This is a genomic window from Micromonospora sp. NPDC050795 (assembly GCF_044456785.1).
Taxonomy (GTDB): domain Bacteria; phylum Actinomycetota; class Actinomycetes; order Mycobacteriales; family Micromonosporaceae; genus Micromonospora.
The window spans coordinates 41,990-61,186 of record NZ_JBITGE010000015.1 but is presented as its reverse complement, the minus strand read 5'-3'; the positions used below and the strand labels follow the sequence as shown (position 1 = coordinate 61,186).

At 73.1% G+C, this 19,197-nt stretch carries 22 protein-coding genes; 16 read left to right on the top strand and 6 right to left on the bottom strand.

All coding sequences use genetic code 11. The features are described from left to right. Window positions 1–34: 34 nt before the first annotated feature. The 3 genes from ACIBEF_RS15580 to ACIBEF_RS15570 all read left to right on the top strand — a co-directional run bounded on the left by ACIBEF_RS15580 (window position 35) and on the right by ACIBEF_RS15570 (window position 3,707). Complete coding sequence (locus ACIBEF_RS15580) at window positions 35–1,066, top strand: hypothetical protein (protein WP_396793991.1); 1,032 nt, start codon at window positions 35–37, stop codon at window positions 1,064–1,066. 74 nt (window positions 1,067–1,140) lie between these two features. After that, complete coding sequence (locus tag ACIBEF_RS15575; protein ID WP_396793990.1) at window positions 1,141–2,820, top strand: AAA family ATPase; 1,680 nt, start codon at window positions 1,141–1,143, stop codon at window positions 2,818–2,820. A gap of 56 nt (window positions 2,821–2,876) precedes the next feature. Continuing rightward, on the top strand, window positions 2,877–3,707 hold the full coding sequence (locus tag ACIBEF_RS15570; RefSeq protein WP_396793989.1) for a DUF2567 domain-containing protein: 831 nt from the start codon (window positions 2,877–2,879) through the stop codon (window positions 3,705–3,707). Here the strand turns inward: ACIBEF_RS15570 and ACIBEF_RS15565 are convergent. Continuing rightward, complete coding sequence (locus ACIBEF_RS15565) at window positions 3,622–4,329, bottom strand: LON peptidase substrate-binding domain-containing protein (RefSeq protein WP_357202537.1); 708 nt, start codon at window positions 4,327–4,329, stop codon at window positions 3,622–3,624. The two genes, ACIBEF_RS15570 and ACIBEF_RS15565, sit on opposite strands and share 86 nt — an antisense overlap. A 106-nt stretch (window positions 4,330–4,435) precedes the next feature. On the opposite strand from ACIBEF_RS15565, the gene hisD reads away from it, so the two are divergent. The 12 genes from hisD (at window position 4,436) to hisF (ending at window position 12,645) form a co-directional block, all read left to right on the top strand. Then, complete coding sequence (gene hisD / locus ACIBEF_RS15560) at window positions 4,436–5,758, top strand: histidinol dehydrogenase (RefSeq protein WP_357259618.1); 1,323 nt, start codon at window positions 4,436–4,438, stop codon at window positions 5,756–5,758. Beyond that, window positions 5,755–6,828, top strand: coding sequence for a histidinol-phosphate transaminase (locus tag ACIBEF_RS15555; RefSeq protein WP_396793988.1), 1,074 nt, complete (start codon window positions 5,755–5,757; stop codon window positions 6,826–6,828). The genes hisD and ACIBEF_RS15555 overlap by 4 nt, the downstream gene beginning before the upstream one ends. Continuing rightward, window positions 6,825–7,436, top strand: a complete 612-nt coding sequence (hisB, locus tag ACIBEF_RS15550; RefSeq protein ID WP_396793987.1) for an imidazoleglycerol-phosphate dehydratase HisB — start codon at window positions 6,825–6,827, stop codon at window positions 7,434–7,436. The genes ACIBEF_RS15555 and hisB overlap by 4 nt, the downstream gene beginning before the upstream one ends. Window positions 7,437–7,494: 58 nt before the next feature. Then, the gene (locus ACIBEF_RS15545) at window positions 7,495–7,665 is read left to right on the top strand and encodes a hypothetical protein (protein ID WP_167362522.1); all 171 of its coding nucleotides are present in this window, start codon (window positions 7,495–7,497) and stop codon (window positions 7,663–7,665) included. Between the two features lie 13 nt (window positions 7,666–7,678). After that, window positions 7,679–8,311: an imidazole glycerol phosphate synthase subunit HisH gene (gene hisH / locus ACIBEF_RS15540; protein ID WP_396793986.1), complete on the top strand. Its 633-nt coding sequence runs from the start codon at window positions 7,679–7,681 to the stop codon at window positions 8,309–8,311. A 36-nt stretch (window positions 8,312–8,347) separates the two neighbouring features. After that, the gene (locus tag ACIBEF_RS15535) at window positions 8,348–8,671 is read left to right on the top strand and encodes a hypothetical protein (protein ID WP_396793985.1); all 324 of its coding nucleotides are present in this window, start codon (window positions 8,348–8,350) and stop codon (window positions 8,669–8,671) included. 14 nt (window positions 8,672–8,685) lie between these two features. Next, the gene (priA, locus tag ACIBEF_RS15530; protein ID WP_357202526.1) at window positions 8,686–9,411 is read left to right on the top strand and encodes a bifunctional 1-(5-phosphoribosyl)-5-((5-phosphoribosylamino)methylideneamino)imidazole-4-carboxamide isomerase/phosphoribosylanthranilate isomerase PriA; all 726 of its coding nucleotides are present in this window, start codon (window positions 8,686–8,688) and stop codon (window positions 9,409–9,411) included. Further along, window positions 9,408–9,797 (top strand): RidA family protein, encoded by a 390-nt coding sequence (locus ACIBEF_RS15525; RefSeq protein ID WP_112582733.1) that lies wholly within the window; start codon window positions 9,408–9,410, stop codon window positions 9,795–9,797. Before priA ends, ACIBEF_RS15525 begins: the two co-directional genes overlap by 4 nt. Before the next feature lie 81 nt (window positions 9,798–9,878). Beyond that, on the top strand, window positions 9,879–10,325 hold the full coding sequence (locus ACIBEF_RS15520; protein WP_396793984.1) for a MarR family winged helix-turn-helix transcriptional regulator: 447 nt from the start codon (window positions 9,879–9,881) through the stop codon (window positions 10,323–10,325). 5 nt (window positions 10,326–10,330) lie between these two features. Next, window positions 10,331–10,762, top strand: a complete 432-nt coding sequence (locus ACIBEF_RS15515; RefSeq protein WP_396793983.1) for an organic hydroperoxide resistance protein — start codon at window positions 10,331–10,333, stop codon at window positions 10,760–10,762. Between the two features lie 46 nt (window positions 10,763–10,808). Continuing rightward, window positions 10,809–11,804: an NADP-dependent oxidoreductase gene (locus ACIBEF_RS15510; RefSeq protein WP_396793982.1), complete on the top strand. Its 996-nt coding sequence runs from the start codon at window positions 10,809–10,811 to the stop codon at window positions 11,802–11,804. Window positions 11,805–11,877: 73 nt separating this feature from the next. After that, on the top strand, window positions 11,878–12,645 hold the full coding sequence (gene hisF / locus ACIBEF_RS15505) for an imidazole glycerol phosphate synthase subunit HisF (protein ID WP_112582731.1): 768 nt from the start codon (window positions 11,878–11,880) through the stop codon (window positions 12,643–12,645). Between the two features lie 5 nt (window positions 12,646–12,650). Here the strand turns inward: hisF and ACIBEF_RS15500 are convergent, their stop codons facing one another. Continuing rightward, window positions 12,651–13,112 (bottom strand): hypothetical protein, encoded by a 462-nt coding sequence (locus tag ACIBEF_RS15500; RefSeq protein WP_396793981.1) that lies wholly within the window; start codon window positions 13,110–13,112, stop codon window positions 12,651–12,653. A gap of 101 nt (window positions 13,113–13,213) precedes the next feature. Beyond that, a complete protein-coding gene (locus ACIBEF_RS15495) occupies window positions 13,214–13,885 on the bottom strand; it encodes a YitT family protein (protein ID WP_396793980.1) in 672 nt (223 codons plus the stop codon). 59 nt (window positions 13,886–13,944) lie between these two features. Here ACIBEF_RS15495 and ACIBEF_RS15490 point away from each other — a divergent pair, with 59 nt between their 5' ends. After that, window positions 13,945–15,399, top strand: a complete 1,455-nt coding sequence (locus tag ACIBEF_RS15490) for a PLP-dependent aminotransferase family protein (RefSeq protein ID WP_396793979.1) — start codon at window positions 13,945–13,947, stop codon at window positions 15,397–15,399. A 65-nt stretch (window positions 15,400–15,464) separates the two neighbouring features. Here the strand turns inward: ACIBEF_RS15490 and ACIBEF_RS15485 are convergent, their stop codons facing one another. The 3 genes from ACIBEF_RS15485 to ACIBEF_RS15475 all read right to left on the bottom strand — a co-directional run bounded on the left by ACIBEF_RS15485 (window position 15,465) and on the right by ACIBEF_RS15475 (window position 19,133). Beyond that, the gene (locus tag ACIBEF_RS15485) at window positions 15,465–17,291 is read right to left on the bottom strand and encodes an AMP-dependent synthetase/ligase (RefSeq protein ID WP_396793978.1); all 1,827 of its coding nucleotides are present in this window, start codon (window positions 17,289–17,291) and stop codon (window positions 15,465–15,467) included. Between the two features lie 137 nt (window positions 17,292–17,428). Further along, entirely contained in the window at window positions 17,429–18,376 is a 948-nt protein-coding gene (locus tag ACIBEF_RS15480; RefSeq protein WP_396793977.1) for a terpene synthase, read from the bottom strand. Window positions 18,377–18,503: 127 nt separating this feature from the next. After that, window positions 18,504–19,133, bottom strand: a complete 630-nt coding sequence (locus ACIBEF_RS15475) for a TIGR03085 family metal-binding protein (protein WP_396793976.1) — start codon at window positions 19,131–19,133, stop codon at window positions 18,504–18,506. Window positions 19,134–19,197 lie beyond the last annotated feature (64 nt).

Genomic DNA, 19,197 nt, shown 5'->3' with positions numbered 1-19,197 from the left:
CGCCCGACACCGTTTCACAGAGGGGATCCCGCCCGTGCGCGCCGGCAACCTGCTGCGGCAGCTGGACCAGCGGTTGCTGCCGCCGCTGACCCGGGCGGTGGCCCGGCTGGGCGACCGGTCGTCGCGCTCGGGCGTGCTCAGTTGGGCTGCGGTGCTCTCCGCTGCGGCGGTGTTGGGCACCGCCGCCTGGGCCGTCGACGACAGCCCGGTCGGCGACCGGACTGTCGGCGAGGTCACCCGGGTCGGCGTTGCCGACGGCGACTCCGTCCCCGGCTACCTGCGGTCCGCCGCGGCCGACCTGGCGGCGCTGCCCGCGTCCGCCCCGGCCGCCGAGGGCGGGACGTACGCGCTGGTCACGCTCGACGCGTACCTGCCTCCGCAGCGGCTGGCGACGGTGCTCGGCGACGTGGGGGTCTCCACCGTCTTCGGGCGGGTTCCGCTGCCCGGCCGGCAGACCGAGATCGTCAAGATCCCCGCGCTGCGGGTGCCCGACGACGTGGTCGCCGGCATGGAGCAGGTGGCGGCCCGCAAGGAGACCGAGGCCGCCGACTACCGGGCCAGGGCCGCCGCCGTCGACGGCGACGGGGTTGGCGAGCGGGAGTTGCGGGAGCAGTACGTCAGCGGCGCCGAGGTGGCCGCCGCCGAGGCCGCCGCGTACCGCACCGGCTGCGCCTGCGTCTACGCGGCGGTGGTTCGCGCGACGCCGGTGGCGCTGCGCGGTGTGGCGGCCCGGCCGGACGTACGGGCGGTCGACCCCGCCCCCGAGGTCTACCGACTGGACCGGACGGTCTTCACGCCACCCCTGCCGGAGCAGCGTGACGTGGTGCGCCCGCCGGCCGACACGGGGCCGAGCCCCGTACCGACCCGGTCCGAACGGCCAGCGCCGATGATCAGCGCCCCGGCGCCGTCGGCGTCCGTGGGCGAATCGTCGGAACCCGCACCAGTCGTGACGATTCCGTCACCCGAACCGTCGACGCCGGAGCCCACCGAGTCGACGCCGCCGAGTGTCACCACCTCGCCGGACGCGACCCTCACCGAGCCGTTGACCCCATCGCCGTCGTCGTGATCTGCGCCGGCTGGTGTGCGCTCTGAGGTGTGGTCCGAATAGGGTTGGGTTCGTAGCCTGTCAGACAGAGATCGATGGCGCTGGGAGGGCGGGCCGTGGAGGGCAGTGAGACCGGCTGGGGCCGGCCGGCCGAACCAGCGCCGCGGTGGCGCGCGTTGTTGGACCGTGCCCGGCTGGGCGGTCGCGGCGCGGAGCAGACCGAGCCGGAGCGGCGTGGCGAGGAACCGCCGCCGGACCCGCTGCCACGGCGTGCGGCCCCCAACGGCTACGCCGGGCGGGCACCTGCCATCGGGCATCCGGCGGACCTGTCGTACGGCGCGGAGCCTGCTTACCGGGCCGAGGCGACCTACCGGGTCGACCCCGCCTACCGGGCCGAGCCGGACTACCGGGCCGAGCCCGCGTACCGGGCCGAGCCGGGTTATCGGGCCGAGCCGGACTATCGAGCGGAGCCGGCGTACCGGACCGAGCAGCCGGACTACCGCGCCGAGCCGGGTTACCGGGCCGAGCCGGGCTACCGCGCCGAGCCGGACTACCGCGCGACGCCCGGCTACCGGGCCGAGCCGGACTACCGAGCGGACCCGGCTTATCGGGCCGAGCCGGGTTATCGGGCCGAGCCGGGTTATCGGGCCGAGCCGGACTACCGGGCCGAGCCGGCGTACCGGGCCGAGCCCGAGCCGCCGGCACGCGGCCCCGACCCGGTCCCGTCGCGCTACGCGTTGCTGGACAACGGCTACCGACCGGGCGACCCGCCGGTGGAATCGCGGTACGCCCTGCTGGAGACCGGCTACCAGCCGGAGACCGGCTACCCGGCTGCACCGCCCCCGCCGGTCGCCCCGCCGCCGGTCGCCGTGCCCGTCCCGCCACCACCCGCCCCGGCGGTCGGCTCGGCGGTCGCCGAACGTGCCTACCCGGCCCGGGTCGAATGGCGTCCACCGGCCGTCGACCAGGAGCAGGAGCGCGCCAACGGGGTGCTCCAACGGGACCTCGGCACGCCCCGGGTGTTCGCCTTCGCCAACCCCAAGGGTGGAGTGCACAAGACGACCGCCACCGTGCTCGCCGCGGCGACGGTCGGCAGTGTCCGCGGCAAGGGCGTGCTGGCCTGGGACGACAACGAGTTGCGCGGCACCCTCGGCCTGCGCGCCGGCAGCGCCCGGCACGCCCGCACGATCCGGCACCTGATCAGCGACCTGGCCCAGATCGAGATCCTGGAGGGCGCGACCCTGCTGGACCGGCTGGACGACTACCTGCGGCACGCCTCCGACGGCTCGTACGACGTGCTGGCCGGCGAGGAGAGCCCGCGCTTCGCCCAGCGACTGGACCAGTTCACCGTCCGACGGGTGCTGGAGCTGCTGCGGCGCACCCACGACGTGGTCTGCGTCGACACCGGCAACAACGTGGAGAGCCCCAACTGGCGCACCGTGATGCAGGCCGCCGACCAGCTCGTGGTGACCACGGTGCCCCGGGAGGACGCGGCGTTCAGCGCGGACTGGATGCTCGACCTGCTGCACGAGGAGGGCATGGGCGAGTTGGCGGACAACGCGATCACCCTCATCTCCTGCCCGACCCCGGGTCGCTCGACGCTCCAGGACGACCTGGAGCGGCACTTCGCCACCCGCACCAGGGGCGTGGCCGTCGTACCGTACGACCCGGCTCTGGAGACCGGGTCGTCGATCGAGTACCACCAGCTCCAGCCGGAGACCCGGCAGGCGTGGCTGCGGGCCGCCGCGATGATGGTGGAGCCGTTCGCCCGGTAAGCTGGTCTGCCGCCACCGGAGCCCCGGCCGGGCACCGGGCCTGAGAGGATCATCGGGTGAGCCCGGACAACCCCGACCGTGAGCGGCCCGTCGACGAGCCAGACCAACCCATGCCACCCCGTACGCCGGACGCGACACCGCCGGAGGCCGACCCGTCGGCCGGGACAGCGCCGGGCGGGTCCGGTCCGGGTCCACTGCCGCCCTCGGCGGCGTACGCGAGTTCGCTGGAGCTGCGGTTCGACGAACCGCGTCGTCCGCTGCGTGCCCTGGCGACGGTGCTGGGCGCCGTGCTCGCGCTCGCCGCGCTGGGTGTTCCGCTCGGGTTGCTCTGGGCCGCGCTCGCGCCGGACACCCCGGTGCTCAAGACCGCCGAGGGGGCGATCTACGCCGAGCCGCAACCTGAGCAGCCGATCGCCGCCGACGGCTGGTTCAGCCTGCTCGGGCTCGCCTTCGGGCTTCTCGTGGCCCTCGCCCTGTGGTTCGTGCTGCGACGGCGGCGCGGCCCGGTCGGGTTGCTCGCCGCGGTGCTCGGCACCCTGGTCGCCGCGCCGGTGGCCTGGCAGGTGGGACGGCGGATCGGTCTGGCCACCTTCGAACGGCTGCTGGCGACCGCCCCGGCCGGGCAGGCCTTCAGCAAACCCGCCGACCTGCGTGCCGGTGGCGTGGACTGGCTGCTCGGCGTGCTGCCGGTGCCGCACGGCAACCTGCTGCTGCCGGCGTTCGGGGCCGCGGTCATGTATACGCTGCTGGCCGGCTGGTCGCGGTGGCCGGGGCTACGCCCCGAGCCCGAGCCGGGGGAGTTCAGTTGGGTGTCGGCGGGGACGCCAGCTCCGACAGCGGCACCGGAACCGCCCGCACCTGACGCAGCAGAGCCGCCTCGCGGTTGAGCAACCGCAGCTCGGCGCGGAGCCGGGAGGCGGTGTCGTCGATCGCCAGCAGCCGTTGCCGGTCGTCGACGGTGAGCGCCGCGGTCGCCGCCACCAGGTGCGAGAGCACCGTCGGGTCCTCCGGCAACTGCTCGGAGATCTCCTCCGGGTCGGACCGGATCAGGCCGAGGTACTGCCGGAACACCGCGATCACCCGCGCGGCCAGCAGATCGGCCACCTCGTCCGGGCCGCCCGGGTCGGGCAGCCACTCGACGTCGGCGGTCAGGTAGGGCTCGGCGCTGTCGTCGACCTCGGCGATCCGGAAACGACGCCGACCGACAGTGACGATGTCGAAGCCACCGTCGGTCAATTCGGTCACCTGGCGCAGCTCGGCGGTGCAGCCCACCTCGTGCAGCGTCACCTCGCCGACGCCCGACGTGGCCGGGGCGCCGGCGGGACCGGCGGGCGCCACTTCCCAGCCGGCCTGGATGGCCACCACGCCGAACTCGCGCGGGGCACCGTCGGGCAGGCCGACCAGGTGTCGGACCAGCGCCCGGTAGCGCTCCTCGAAGATGTGCAGCGGCAGCACCAACCCGGGGAAGAGCACCGTTGCGAGCGGGAACACCGGCAGCCGTGCGGTCACATGGTCGAGCCTAACCAATCCCGCCCGCGGCGGCGTGGCCCGGCTCACCGTCCCGGCGTACGGGCGGCTCGGGTGGGCGTCGGACCGGCCGCCTAGACTCGCAAGAGTGCTGAATCGGATCGACCTGCGCGACGGTCTCGGTGACCCGCGCCGCCTGCTGCCCCGTGCCCAGCTCGACGTGTCCGTCGCCGTCGAGCGCATCCGTCCTCTGGTGGAGGCGGTCCGTGAGCATGGGTACCCGGCGATCCGGGAGGCGAGCGAACGGTTCGACGGCATCTCCCCGGAGGTGCTGCGGGTGCCGGTCGAGGCGATCACCGAGGCCGAGGGGGTGCTCGACCCGGCGGTGCGTGCCGCGCTGCTGGAGTCCATCGCCCGGGCCCGCCGGGTGCACGCCGACCAGCGGCGCACCGACCACGTCACCCAGGTGGTGCCCGGCGGCACCGTCACCGAGAGGTGGCTGCCGGTCGACCGGGTCGGCCTCTACGTGCCCGGTGGCCTGGCGATGTACCCGTCGACAGTGGTGATGAACGTGGTGCCCGCCCAGGCGGCCGGGGTGCGCTCGCTGGTGGTGGTCAGCCCGCCGCAGAAGGACAACGGCGGCCTGCCCGACCCCCGGGTGCTCGCCGCGTGCGCGCTGCTCGGCGTCGACGAGGTGTACGCCGTGGGCGGGGCCCAGGCGGTGGCGATGCTGGCGTACGGCGCGGCGGTGGACCCGGCCGGTGAGCTGCGGTGCGACCCCGTCGACCTGATCACCGGCCCCGGAAACATCTGGGTGACCGCCGCCAAGCGGCTGCTGCGCGGTGTGGTCGGCATCGACGCCGAGGCCGGGCCGACCGAGATCGCCATCCTGGCCGACGACACCGCCGACCCGGCGCACGTGGCCGCCGACCTGATCAGTCAGGCCGAGCACGACCCGCTCGCCGCGAGCGTGCTGGTCACCCCGTCGGTGGCGCTGGTCGAGGCGGTCGAGGCGGAGCTGGCCCGGCAGGTGCCGGCGACCAAGCACACCGAGCGGGTCACCACGGCGCTGACCGGTGAGCAGAGCGGCGTGGTCCTGGTCGACGACCTCGAGGCCGGGCTGCGGGTGGTCGACGCGTACGCGGCCGAGCACCTGGAGATCCAGACGGTCGACGCCCGGGAGTGGGCGCTGCGGGTCCGCAACGCCGGGGCGATCTTCGTGGGCGCCTGGTCGCCGGTGTCGCTGGGCGACTACTGCGCCGGCTCCAACCACGTGCTGCCCACCGGCGGCTGCGCCCGGCACTCCTCCGGCCTGTCCGTGCAGTCCTTCCTGCGCGGTGTGCACCTGATCGAATACACCGAGGCCGCGCTGCGCGACGTGGCCCCGCACGTGGTCACCCTCGCCAACGTGGAGGACCTGCCCGCGCACGGCCAGGCGGTCCAGGCCCGTTTCCCGGGAGGGTCGGCGTGACCAGTCTGGACGAACTTCCGATCCGCGACGACCTGCGCGGGCTGTCGCCGTACGGGGCGCCGCAGTTGGACGTGCCGGTGCGGCTCAACACCAACGAGAACTCCCACCCGGTTCCGGAGCCGGTGGTCGAGGCGATCGCCAAGGCGCTCGCGGCCGAGCTGCGCGAGCTGAACCGCTACCCGGACCGGGACGCGGTGGCGCTCCGCGCCGACCTGGCCGACTATCTCGGGCACGGGCTCACCGTCGAGCAGGTGTGGGCGGCCAACGGCTCCAACGAGATCCAGCAGCAACTGCTCCAGGCGTTCGGGGGGCCGGGGCGCACCGCGCTCGGCTTCGTTCCGGCGTACTCGATGCACCCGCTGCTGGCCCTCGGCACCGGCACCCGGTGGGTGCCCGCCACGCGCGGCGTCGACTTCGGGTTGACCGCCGAGGAGGCGGTCGCCCAGGTCCGGGAGCACCAGCCGGACGTTGTCTTCCTCTGCTCGCCGAACAACCCTACCGGCACCGCACTGGACCCGGCGGTGATCGCCGCGGTGCTCGACGTTGCGCCCGGCATGGTGGTCGTGGACGAGGCGTACGCCGAGTTCGCCCGGCCCGGGACGGTCAGCGCCCTCGCGGTGTTGCCCGGCCACCCGCGGCTGGTGGTCACCCGGACGATGAGCAAGGCGTTCGGCTTCGCCGGTGGCCGGCTGGGTTACCTGGCCGCCGACCCGGCGGTGGTGCGGGCGGTGCAGCTCGTCCGTCTGCCGTACCATCTCTCCGCGCTCACCCAGGCCGCCGCACGCGCGGCGGTGGCGCACCGCGACGCCCTACTCGGTACGGTGAGCGCGATCATGGCGCAGCGGGACCGGATCGTGGCGACGCTGCGCGAGCGGGGGTTGCGGTGCGCCGACAGCGACGCCAACTTCGTGCTCTTCGAGGTGGGCGGTGACCAGACCGTCGTCTGGAACGCCCTGCTGGCACAGGGGGTGCTGGTCCGTGACGTCGGCCTGCCCGGCTGGCTGCGGGTGACCGCCGGCACCGCCGCCGAGACCGACGCCTTCCTTACTGCAATGGAGACTTCGCAATGAGTCGGACCGCCCGGGTGGAACGGATCACCAAGGAGACCAATGTCCTCGTCGAGATCGATCTCGACGGCACCGGTGCCGCCGAGATCAGCACCGGCGTCGGCTTCTACGACCACATGCTGCACCAGATCGCCCGGCACGGCGGCTTCGACCTGACCGTGCGCACGGTGGGTGACCTGGAGATCGACGCGCACCACACGATCGAGGACACCGCGCTGGCGCTGGGTGCGGCGTTCGACCAGGCGCTGGGCGACAAGGCCGGCATCCGGCGGTACGGCTCGGCCACGGTGCCGATGGACGAGGTGCTGGTGCGGGCCGCCGTGGACCTCTCCGGTCGGCCGTACGTGGTGCACGACGAGCCGGTGCTCGCCCCGTACATCGGGCCGGTGTACGCGACCAGCATGACCCGGCACATCTGGGAGTCCTTCGGTCAGGCTGCCCGGGTCACGCTGCACGTCGACGTGCTGCGGGCGGCCCGTCCGGGTGGTCACCCGGACGCGCACCACGTGGTGGAGGCGCAGTTCAAGGCGGTCTCCCGCGCGTTGCGCGAGGCCACCTCGATCGACCCCCGTTCCGCCGGTTCGATCCCGAGCACGAAGGGCGCGCTCTGATGAGCGCGAGGAGCGCAGCGCAGCGGAGTCCCGCAGTCGCGAATGAAAGGTGGCGCTGATGGGTGCCGCGTTGCCGACGTTGCTGCTGATCCTGGCCGGGGTGCTGGTGGGCGGCACCTGGTCGCTCTACCGGCAGGGCGCGCCGAAGGCCGCCGTGCTGATCACCGCGGCGCTCGCGGTGCTCGCCACTGTCGCCGGGGTGCTGCGGCTGCTGCCGGAGAACGGGTGATCGGGGTGACGACATGAGTGACGTGGTGGTGCTCGACTACGGCTCGGGCAACCTGCGTTCGGCGGAGCGGGCGCTGGCCGCCGCCGGAGCGGACGTCCGGGTGACCGACGACCTGGCCGCGGCGGCTGCCGCCGACGGTCTGGTGGTGCCGGGTGTGGGCGCGTACGCGGCGTGCATGGCGGGGATCGAGGCGCTGGGCGCCGGTCCGGTGATCGCCGAACGGGTGGCTGCCGGCCGGCCGGTGCTCGGCATCTGCGTGGGCATGCAGGTGCTCTTCGAGCACGGTGACGAGCACGGCGTGGTGACCAAGGGGCTGGGGCTGCTGCCCGGCGGGGTGACCCGGTTGGCCGCCGCCCGGTTGCCGCACATGGGCTGGAACACGGTCCGGGCTCCGCGGGAGTCGGTGCTGTTCGCCGGGTTGACGGAGCAGAGCCGGTTCTACTTCGTCCACTCGTACGCGATGGGCGACCCGGTGGCGTTGGTCGCTGCCGGTGCCACCGTGACCACCGCCCACCACGACACGGATTTCGTCGCGGCGGTGGAGCGTGGCTCGTTGTCGGCGGCCCAGTTCCACCCGGAGAAGTCCGCCGACACCGGTGCCGCGCTGTTGCGCAACTGGCTCGCCACGTTGCCCAGCGGTGACTGAGCGCCGTCGCGCGGTGCCCGAGCAACGGGCGTCGCGGTGAGCCGGGAGCGCGCCCGCCGACGGGCCGAGCGGGAGGCGGAGCAGGCCCGGGAACGGGCGGTCCGGCAGCGTCAGGTCGCCCGCCGGCAACGCCGTCGCGCGGTGGTCCGCACTTTGACGCCGCGGCTGCGGCGGGGTCGCTCCGGCCGGCTGGCCCGGCACACTAGGGGTGAGCGGGCCGCGATCGTGCTGCTCACCGGCGCGGCGTTGCTCCTGATCTGGACGTTTGTCGACAACCTGGCGTTGCGTATCGCGCTGATCGCGCTCTTGCTGCTCGTACTGCCGGCGATCGTGGTGATCGCCCTGGACCGTCGTACCTGATCGAGGAGAAGACCTTGAGCCTCACCCTGTTACCCGCGGTGGATGTCGCTGACGGCCGGGCCGTCCGGCTCGTGCAGGGCGCCGTCGGAAGCGAGAGCATCTACGGCGACCCGTTGGACGCGGCGCTGGCCTGGCAGCAGGACGGCGCGGAGTGGATCCACCTGGTCGACCTGGACGCGGCGTTCGGTCGGGGCACCAACGCGCACCTGCTCGCGGAGGTGGTGCGTCAGTTGGACGTGAAGGTGGAGCTCTCCGGGGGCATCCGTGACGACGAGTCGCTGCGCGCGGCGCTGGGCACCGGAGCGGCCCGGGTGAACATCGGGACCGCCGCCCTGGAGGACCCGGTCTGGTGTGACCGGGTGGTCGCGGAGTACGGCGACCGGGTCGCCATCGGGCTGGACGTGCGGGGTAACACCCTGTCGGCGCGGGGTTGGACCCGCGACGGTGGTGACCTGTACGAGGTGCTGGAGCGGTTGGACAAGGCGGGCGCGAGTCGGTACGTGGTCACCGACATCACCAAGGACGGCACGATGCGCGGGCCGAACCTGGATCTGCTGCGCGAGGTGTGTGCCCGTACGGACCGGCCGGTGATCGCCTCGGGCGGGGTGTCCACCCTGGACGACCTGCGGGCGTTGGCGACCCTGGAGTCGGCCGGGGTGGAGGGCGTGATCGCCGGTAAGGCGCTCTACGCGGGTGCCTTCACGGTGGCCGAGGCGCTGCGGACGCTGGCCGAGGCGTGACGACGACCCGGCTGGGGTCGGGGGGCCCGTGGGAGCAGCGCTACGGGTACTCCCGGGTGGTCCGGGCCGGTGAGCGGGCCTGGACGGCCGGTTGCACGGCGACTGTGGACGGCCGGGTGGTGCACGTCGGTGACGCGGCCGCGCAGACCGCGCAGGCGCTGCGGATCGGGTTGGCCGCGCTCGCCGAGGTGGGTGCGGAGCCGGGCGATGTGGTCCGGACCCGGATGTACGTGACGGACCGGCTGCACGCCGACGAGGTGGGCCGGGCGCACAACGCTGTCTTCGGCGCGGTCCGGCCGGCGGCCACCCTGGTGGTGGTGGCCGGTCTGCTGGACCCGGAGCACCTGGTCGAGGTGGAGCTGGAGGCGTACCTCGGCGATCGCTGAGGTGACCGCCCTCGCGGCCCGCCGGGTGATCCCGCAGCGCGATAAGTTGTGCACAACTTAATTGTGGGCTACGGTTCAGTGGTGACGGATGACCTGGTGCTGCGCCGGCAGGTGTGCTTCGCGCTCTACGCCGCGTCGCGCGCACTGACCGACGTCTACCGGCCGATCCTCGACGAGGTCGGGTTGACCTACCCGCAGTACCTGGTGCTGCTGGTGCTCTGGGAGCGTCCGGATGACGCCCCGACGGTGTCCGAGTTGGGCGCCGAGCTGCGGCTGGACTCCGGCACGCTCTCCCCGCTGCTCAAGCGGCTGGAGGGGGCGGGCCTGGTGGTGCGGCGGCGGTCGGCCCGCGACGAGCGGCGGGTCGAGGTGGGCCTCACCGAGCAGGGCCGGGCGCTGCGCGAGCGGGTCTGCGATGTCCCGCTGCGGATCGCGCAGGCCACCGGGCTGGGCTTCGGCGAGCTCGTCGCGCTGCGCGACACCCTCACCCGGGTCACCGACACCATCCACCGACAGAAGGAGCAGTGACCACCATGCAGGTTGTCTACACCGCGACCGCGACCGCCACCGGCGACGGCCGGGACGGCCACGTCGAGACCTCCGACGGCACGTTCGCACTCGACCTGGCAGTGCCGAAGGAGATGGGCGGCACGGGTGGCGCGGCCAACCCCGAGCAGCTCTTCGCCGCCGGTTACGCGGCCTGCTTCCACAGCGCGCTGCGGCTGGTGGCCCGCCGGGCCAAGGCCGACGTGACCGGTTCCGTGGTCGGCGCCGAGGTGGGCATCGGCCCGAACGGCAGCGGCGGCTTCGGGCTCACCGTGCAACTCGTCGTCGACCTGCCCGCCGCGCCCCGCGAGGTCGCCGAGCAGATCGTCGAGCAGGCCCACCAGGTCTGCCCGTACTCCAACGCCACCCGCGGCAACGTCGACGTCACCCTCACCGTCCGCGAGACCCTGTCCGCGTGACCCGCGGCCCCAGGCCCCCATCCGCGGACGAGAGGACGACCACCCCGTGACCAGCAACCGCGAGATCCACCTGGCCAGCCGCCCCCAGGGCTGGCCTACCGAAGACACCTTCCGGCTCGTCGAGACCGACGTGCCGACGCCCGGACCGGGCCAGATCGTGGTCCGCAACCAGTACATGTCCGTCGACCCGTACATGCGCGGACGGATGAACGACGTCAAGTCGTACGTGGCGCCGTTCGCGCTCGACGCGCCGCTCGACGGTGCCGCGATCGGTGAGGTGGTGGCCAGCGAGGCGCCGGACGTCGCCGTCGGGACCACAGTCCTGCACGGGCTGGGCTGGCGGGAGTACGCCCTGCTCGACGCCGCCGCGGCCCGGCCCGTCGACCCGGGCATCGCCCCGGTCAGCGCGTACCTGAGCGTGCTCGGCATGACCGGGCTGACCGCGTACGCCGGTCTGCTGGAGGTGGCCGCGATGAAGCCCGGCGAGACGGTCTTCGTCTCCGCCGCGGCCGGCGCGGTGGGCAGCCTGGTCGGCCAGATCGCCAAGCTCAAGGGCGCCGGCCGGGTGATCGGCAGTGCCGGCTCGCCGGCCAAGGTCGAACGGTTGAGGGCACTGGGCTTCGACGCCGCCTTCGACTACCACGACGGGGTCCGCGAGTCGCTGCGGGAGGCCGCCCCGGACGGCGTCGACGTCTACTTCGACAACGTCGGCGGTGACCACCTGGAGGCCGCCATCTCGGCCATGAACCTGCACGGTCGGGCCGCCATCTGCGGCATGATCGCGCAGTACAACGCCACCGAGCCGCCGGCCGCACCGCGCAACCTGGCGCTGGTCATCGGCAAGCGGCTCACCCTGCGCGGCTTCCTGGTCAACGACCACAACGACGTGCGGGCGGCGTTCGTGCGCGACGTCTCGGGTTGGCTGCGCGACGGCACGCTGTCCTACGACGAGACGATCGTGGACGGCATCGAGAACGCCCCGTCGGCGTTCCTCGGCCTGCTGCGCGGCGACAACCTCGGCAAGATGCTCGTCAAGGTGTGACGCACAACTCGTGTACGGCGGTCGACCCGATCGGGTCGACCGCCGCCGTGCGTGCGGAGGATAGGCTCGCGGCATGACGGTGGCGGTACGGGTGATCCCCTGTCTGGACGTGGACGCCGGGCGGGTGGTCAAGGGGGTCAACTTCCTGGACCTGCGTGACGCCGGCGACCCGGTGGAGCTGGCCGCCGCGTACGACCGGGCCGGCGCGGACGAGTTGACCTTCCTCGACGTCACGGCGTCCTCCAGCGACCGGGGCACCATGCTCGACGTGGTGCGCCGCACCGCCGAGTCGGTGTTCATCCCGCTGACCGTCGGCGGCGGGGTCCGGCAGGTCGCCGACGTGGACACGCTGCTGCGCGCCGGTGCGGACAAGGTCGGCGTGAACACCGCCGCCATCGCCCGTCCGGAGCTGATCGCCGAGATCGCCGACCGGTTCGGCCGGCAGGTGCTCGTGCTCTCCCTCGACGTGCGGCGGTCGCCGAACGGCGGCACGCCCAGCGGCTTCGAGGTCACCACCCACGGGGGTCGGCGTGGCACCGGCATCGACGCCGTGTGGTGGGCGCACCGGGGCGCCGAGTTGGGCGCGGGGGAAATCCTGCTCAACTCGATGGACGCCGACGGCACCAAGGCGGGCTTCGATCTGGAGCTGATCGCCGCGGTGCGCGCGGTGGTGGACGTACCGGTGGTGGCCAGCGGCGGCGCCGGGGAGGTGGCCCACTTTCCGCCGGCGATCGGTGCCGGCGCGGACGCGGTGCTCGCCGCCAGCGTCTTCCACTTCGGAGAGCTGACCGTCGCCGAGGTCAAGGACGCACTGCGCCTCGGCGGCCATCCGGTGCGCTGAGCAGCTCAGCGCTCGCCGGAGTGCCCCTCCGGTGACCGACGCGGGGTGGGAATCGAACGGACCGCGTACTCCTGGACGGCGGCCGCGTGGTCGGCCTCGTCCAGGATCCAGTCCGCTCTGCCCGGGGCGTGCCGGCGGGTCAACACACCCTGCACGGTGTCCACCATGGTCGCCACACCCGCGCGTGGGCGGCTACGCCACAGCTGCTCACCCTCGGCGGTGATCCGGAACCAGCCGTCGGCGACGCTGACCAGCCCGGCGCCGACCAGCCGCTGGACCGCGGCCTCCACCTCGTGTCGCTGCGGAATCGCATGGTTGAGGTGGTCGGCTGTGGAGAGCACGTCGGTCAGGCGGACGCCCTCCGGCCGTCGGCTTGTCGCCGACCGACGGTGCCGTCCGGCGCCGCTCGCGATGACGAGCGACACGAAGATCCAGGCGTCGTTCCAGCGCCAACCGTTCTCCCCCATGCACAGATGATGACGACACGCGTCGCGGAAGGGAACACCCACCCGCGAACCGGTGCGCGGTACCACCCCCACGTACCGGTTCGCGGACGGTCGGTGAGGGTTCAGCCGGCCGGGGCGGCCGGCGCGGAGTTGCCCGGCGGGGGCGCGGCAGTGTCCGGTGCGGCGGCCTCCGGCACGGCGAACAGCGGAATGAAGAACTGGGCCAACGGACCGATGGCCAGTGCGTACGCGATGGTTCCCAGACCGACGGTGCCGCCGAGCAGCCAGCCCAGCGCCAGCACGGTGACCTCGATGACGGTGCGCACCAGTCGGATCGACAGGCCGGGTCGCCGGGCCACGTACCCGGTCATCAGACCGTCGCGGGGGCCGGGCCCCAACCGGGCGCCGAGGTAGAGAGCGGTGGCGGCGCCGTTGGCGACGATCCCGCTGACCAGCATCGCGATCCGGACGCCGAGCGGCCCGCCCGCGGGCAGCAGGACCAGTGTGGCGTCCACGACCAGGCCGATCACCACGACGTTGCTGACCGTGCCGAGGCCGGGGCGCTGCCGCAGCGGGATCCAGAGCAGCAGGACCAGCGCACCGACGGCGATGGTGACAGTGCCGAAGGAGAGCCCGGTCCGCTCGGAGAGCCCCTGGTGGAACACGTCCCACGGGTCGAGGCCCAGGTCGGAGCGGATCATCAGGGCCATGCTGACGCCGTAGACAGCGAGCCCGAGGTAGAGCTGGACCAACCGTCGAACCGGCCGGTGCCGCAGATTGCCAAGCAGTGCCATGCGTGCCACCCTAGGTGCCAATCCTCGTCGAGGAAGAAGCCAATATTCGAGGAGTGGCTATGAGCGGGCAGGTGCGCGGCGTCCAATTGGCCCGTCTGCTCGGGCAGTGGCATGCCCTGCCGGGCCGCCGCCGCAGCCCCGACTACGCCGCGCTGGCCGGCTCGGTGCGCGGGCTCCTCGCCGACGGCCGGCTGCCGCTGGGCGTCCGCCTCCCGGCCGAACGGGAGCTGGCCGAGGCGCTGCGGATCAGCCGGACCACGGTGACCGCCGCCTACCGGCAGCTACGCGAGACCGGGCACCTGGCCAGCCGGCGGGGCGCCGGCAGTTGGACGATGCTGCCCGGCAACCACCGGGTGGCCAGCACCGGCCTGTGGACCCCGCTGGACGACCGGGAGATGCTCGACCTCGGCGTCGCCGCGCTGGCCGCACCGCCGCAACTGCTCTCGGCCGCGCGGGCCGCCGCCGAGGACCTGCCCCGCTACCTGAGCGGGGCCGGTTACCACCCGACCGGCGTCATCGAGCTGCGCGAGGCGGTGGCCGACGCGTACACCGCGCGGGGTCTGCCCACCTCGCCCGACCAGATCATGGTCACCAGCGGCACCCAGCACGCACTGGATCTGGTCCTGCGGCTCGCCCTGGCCCCGGGCGGCACCGTGCTGGTCGAGTCCCCGACCTACCCCAACGCCCTCGCCGCCCTGGCCGGCCGTCGGGCCCGGATCAGCACCCACGGGCTCGCCGCCGACGCCGGCTGGGAGCCCGACCTGCTGCTGGGCAGTCTCCGACAGACCCGGCCCAAGCTGGCCTACCTGATTCCCGAGTTCCAGAACCCGACGGGTCACCTGATGCCCGCCTCGCTGCGCGAGCGCGTGGTGGCCGCCGCGCACGCGGTCGGCACCGATCTGATCATCGACGAGTCCTTCGTGGACCTCTCGATGGACGGCACCGAGGTGCCACCCCCGGTCGCCACCTACGACCGGCACAGCCGGGTGATCAGCATCGGCGGGATGAGCAAGCCCTACTGGGGTGGCCTGCGGATCGGCTGGGTGCGCGCGTCCGCGCCGCAGGTGCAGCGGCTGGCCGCCGTGCGGGTCGGGGTCGACATGGCCAGCCCGGTGTTGGACCAACTGGTCGCGGTGCACCTGCTCGCCCACGCCGAGGCCATCGTCGCCGACCGCCGCGTCCAGTTGGCGGTCCAGCGGGACGCCCTGCTCGGCGCGCTGGCGCACCAACTGCCGGAGTGGCGGGTCACCGTGCCGCGGGGTGGCGTGACGCTGTGGGCAGAGTTGGACGGCCCGGTCTCGAGCGCGCTGGCCCGGGCCGCGGAGGAGGTCGGCGTACGGCTGGCCCCCGGCCCCCGGTTCGGCCTGGACGGCACCCTGGAGCGCTTCCTGCGGCTGCCCTTCACCCTGCCCGCCGCGGACCTCGTGGAGGCCGTCGGGCGTCTCGCGGCGATCCGCTACGACCTGGACCGGGCCGGCCGCCAGCGGTGGCGCGAGCCGGCCGTCATCGCCTGAACGCCGTCGCCGCCACGAACGCCGGTGGCCCCGCACCGCTCGAGTGCGGGGCCACCGGCGACGCGTCAGAGCTCGGCGAGGGTGCCGGCGTACATCTTGTCGATCTCGGCGGCGAAGTTGCTCTCCACCCCACGCCGCTTGATCTTCAACGACGGGGTGATCTCGCCGTCCTCGATCGTCAGGTCGCGCGGCAGGATGGCCACCTTCTTGATGGTCTCCCAGCGGTTGAGCTTGGAGTTGAGCTGGGCGACGTACTCCTCGACCATCGTCTGGGCCTCAGCCGACGTGACGATCTCGGTGTAGCTGCGCCCCTCCAGCGGGCCGCCGGCGACCCAGCCCCGGATGGCGTCCGGGTCCAGGGTGACGAGCATCGTGCAGAAGTTGCGGGCCTGACCCACGACGACCGCCTGCGAGGTGTACGGGCAGATGGCCTTGAACATGCCCTCGATGTGCGACGGTGCGATGTACTTGCCGCCCGAGGTCTTGACCAGGTCCTTCTTGCGGTCGGTGATGCGGAGGTAGCCCTGCTCGTCCAGGGTGCCGATGTCACCGGTACGGAAGAAGCCGTCCTCGGTGAACGAGGCGGCGGTCTCCTCCGGCAGGTTGTGGTAGCCGCGCATCACCGGCCGACCCCGCACCAGGATCTCCCCGTCGGTGTCGATCCTGCACTCCAGGTCGCCCATGGCCCGGCCCACGGTGCCGATCCGCAGCCCGTCCGGCGGGTTGACGAAGTTGCCCGCGCTGGTCTCGGTCAGGCCGTAGCCCTCGGAGATCGGCAGGTTCGCGGCGGCGAAGAAGGTGGCGATCTCCGGGCTGAGCGGCGCGGCACCGGACACCAGCACCCGCATCCGGCCGCCCAGACGGGCCTGGAGCTTGCTGAACACCAGCTTCTCGGCCAGCCCGTAGCGCACCTTCAACCCGGCCGGCACCGGCTTGCCGGCCTGCTCCAGGGTGACCTTCTCCTTGCCGACGCCGACGGCCCAGCCGAAGATCTTCGCCTTCGCGCCGCCGGCGCCCTGCGCGGTGGTCACCGCCTTGTTGTAGACCTTCTCGAACACCCGGGGAGCGCCGCACATCAGCGTCGGGCGGATGACCGAGAGAAGCTCGACCAGCTTGTCCACCCGCCCGTCGACGTAGGTGGGCAGGCCGACGTGGATGGCGCCGCAGAGCAGGGTCTTGCCGAACGAGTGGGCCAGCGGCAGCCACAGGTACTGCAGGTCGTCGTCGCGCAGCAGCCCGACCTCCGCCTGCGCCACCGCCTCCCAGCACCAGCCGCCGTGCAGCAGCTCGACGCCCTTGGGCTGGCCGGTGGTGCCGGAGGTGTAGATCAGGGTGGCCAGGTGGTCCGGGCCGATGCCGGCCACCAGCATGTCGATCAGCTCCGGCTCGGCGGCCAGCGCCTGGATGCCGCGCTCCTCCAGGTCGGCGAGCGTCAACTGCGCGACAGCGGCGTCCGGGTCGACGGCGCCGTCGAGAAGCACCACGTGGGTGAGCGCGGGCAGGGTCGCCCCGGCGATCTTCGCCGCCTGGGCCGGGTTCTCCGCGAACAGCACCTTCGAACCGGAGTCGGCGATGATGTACGTCGCGTCGGCCGGCTCGGTGGTCGGGTAGACGGTGGTGGTCGCGCCGCCGGCACACATGATGCCGAGGTCGGCGATCACCCACTCCAGCCGGGTGTTGGCGAGGATCGCGACCGGGTCCTCCTGGCCGACGCCCAGGCCGTGCAGGCCGGCGGCGACCGCCTTGGCGCGCTGACCGACCTGAGCCCAGGTCAGCCAGGCAGGCCCCGAGTCGTCGGGGTTCGGGGACGCGAACGCGTGCCGGTCGGGGGTGGCCGCCACGCGCTTGAGGAACATGTCCGGGATGGAGCGGTACGGTACATCGAGAGCCATCGCTGTAGCCGCCTTCGGGGGTGGTGGCGTGACGGTCGTCACGTCATGATGGTTACCGAACAGTATTGCCTGTCACCGTGCATCGGCTAGCCCTGGTGATCGTCCGGCCGGCCCATCTCACCAACCGGTACGGCCGATCAGGCGTACCGGGCAGCCACCACTGACCAGTCGTAGGTGGCTCGGACCCAGTTGCGCCGAGCGGCCAGGGCGTCGCGGATCCCGTCGTCGTCGGCGGTCCGGAGCGCTTCCTCCGCGTCCAGGTACGTCGCCAAACCCTGGTTGAACCGGTCTGCCGCACTCCGGAGCGCCGTCACCTCGTCCGCGTCGCTGCCCTGGGCGAGCACCGTGACGAGGTTGTGCGCGTCCGGGTCGGCCTGGCTCTCCTTGCCGTAGGAGAAGAGGTCGTTGCACCAGCAGACCAGGTCCACCGCCAGCAGGTCCAGGGCAACCAGCCCGGGGTTGGCGCGCTGGGTCGGCCCGGTGGGCCGGGTCGACGCCAGGTCGGTCAGGGTGAGGCAGGGATACACGCCCCCGATGTGCCGGCGTAGCTGCACGTACTCCGCCACCTCGGGTACGCGCCGACGCTCCCGGTTGCCCGCCTCCCAGAGCAGCGCCAACAGGTACTCGCGCATCTGGCTGACGAACCGCAGCAGCAGCCCGGCGTGATCGTGCAGTCGGGTCCGGCGGCAGAGGTCGTGCAGTGCGTCACCCAGTGGCCCGACGGCGGGCGGTGCGACGTACGGGTCACCGCACCGGTCCAGCACGTCGAGCAGTGTGCTGATCGCCGGGCCCAGTCGGACCGGGTCGGCGCCGAGGCCGTCCTCGTCGCAGGCGTCGTCCATGACGAAGAGCCAGCTGATCAGGTCCGTGAGCAGCCGCAGGCCCTCCACCGAGCCGTCCAGGCAGGCGCGGCCGGCCAGCCCGGCGGCGTCGGCCCGTTCCAGGCGATGCACCCGTTGGCTGGAATCGACCAGCCCGAACGTGCGTGCCCAGTCGATGCTCTCGGCCGCTACCTGGTCGGTGGCCCCGTGGCGTCCCGTGGGAAACGGGGGCTCCCGCAGCGCCGAGATCGCGAAGTCCCGCACAGTGAGCCCCCACTCCGTGCCGCCCGGCGCGGAGCGGCGCGGTGAAGCGTACGGGAGGAGGTATCTGCATGTTTCGCTGGGTGTGGGAAATTCCACAGCCGTTTGGTGACCGTTTACGTACAGCCAGTTACATTCCCAGGTCGGCGGCCCGCAGCCGCCGAGCCGCCTCCGCCGAGCCGTTCAGCTGGACCCGGGCCACCCGTTGCCGGCCGGAGAAGAACAGCACCAGCTCGGCCGGGTGACCGACCAGGCGCAGTGGCTCACCACCGCGCCCGAGGGAGACCTCACCGTGGCCGGGCGCCTGCACGTAGAGGTCCGCCGGGAAACGCCGCAGTGCCAGCCGGGCCATCGGGGCCGCGCGTTTCCAGAGGGCGCCCTGCAGGCCGGTGGACAGATCGCGCGGCTGCCACCCGGAGCCGGCCCGCCGGACGTCCTCGTGATGGATGAAGAACTCCATCGTGTTGGCCACCTCGTCGGTCAGCGGGTTGCTGACCGGGCTCCACAGCGGTGGTCGGCGCACCTGTGCCACCAGCTCGGGGTAGGGCCGTGCGGCGAGCCGCCGACGGACCCGCTCGGAATAGCCGCGCAGCGGGGGCAGCACGATACCACCCGCCGCGTCCGGACGGCGCTCCCGCAGCACCAGATGCGCGGCGAGGTCGCGGGTCGCCCAGCCCTCGTTGACAGTAGGGGCGCCCGGCCCGAGGGCCAGGAGAAGATCGGCCAGCGCCTCGCGCTCGGCTCGGGCGTACCGCGACATGGCCCGATCGTAGGCCCGGTGGTCCGTCGGCGCGCGGCGGCGGACGCCGGTCGGCACCTTCGGC

Excerpts from the sequence above, each read along its gene's own strand:
- ACIBEF_RS15575 (WP_396793990.1), top strand. The coding sequence starts at position 1,141 with ATGGCGCTGGGAGGGCGGGCCGTGGAGGGCAGTGAGACCGGCTGGGGC.
- hisB (WP_396793987.1), top strand. The coding sequence starts at position 6,825 with ATGAGTCGGACCGCCCGGGTGGAACGGATCACCAAGGAGACCAATGTC.
- ACIBEF_RS15545 (WP_167362522.1), top strand. The coding sequence starts at position 7,495 with ATGGGTGCCGCGTTGCCGACGTTGCTGCTGATCCTGGCCGGGGTGCTG.
- hisH (WP_396793986.1), top strand. The coding sequence starts at position 7,679 with ATGAGTGACGTGGTGGTGCTCGACTACGGCTCGGGCAACCTGCGTTCG.
- ACIBEF_RS15515 (WP_396793983.1), top strand. The coding sequence starts at position 10,331 with ATGCAGGTTGTCTACACCGCGACCGCGACCGCCACCGGCGACGGCCGG.
- hisF (WP_112582731.1), top strand. The coding sequence starts at position 11,878 with ATGACGGTGGCGGTACGGGTGATCCCCTGTCTGGACGTGGACGCCGGG.
- ACIBEF_RS15500 (WP_396793981.1), bottom strand. The coding sequence starts at position 13,112 with ATGGGGGAGAACGGTTGGCGCTGGAACGACGCCTGGATCTTCGTGTCG.
- ACIBEF_RS15495 (WP_396793980.1), bottom strand. The coding sequence starts at position 13,885 with ATGGCACTGCTTGGCAATCTGCGGCACCGGCCGGTTCGACGGTTGGTC.
- ACIBEF_RS15490 (WP_396793979.1), top strand. The coding sequence starts at position 13,945 with ATGAGCGGGCAGGTGCGCGGCGTCCAATTGGCCCGTCTGCTCGGGCAG.
- ACIBEF_RS15485 (WP_396793978.1), bottom strand. The coding sequence starts at position 17,291 with ATGGCTCTCGATGTACCGTACCGCTCCATCCCGGACATGTTCCTCAAG.
- ACIBEF_RS15475 (WP_396793976.1), bottom strand. The coding sequence starts at position 19,133 with ATGTCGCGGTACGCCCGAGCCGAGCGCGAGGCGCTGGCCGATCTTCTC.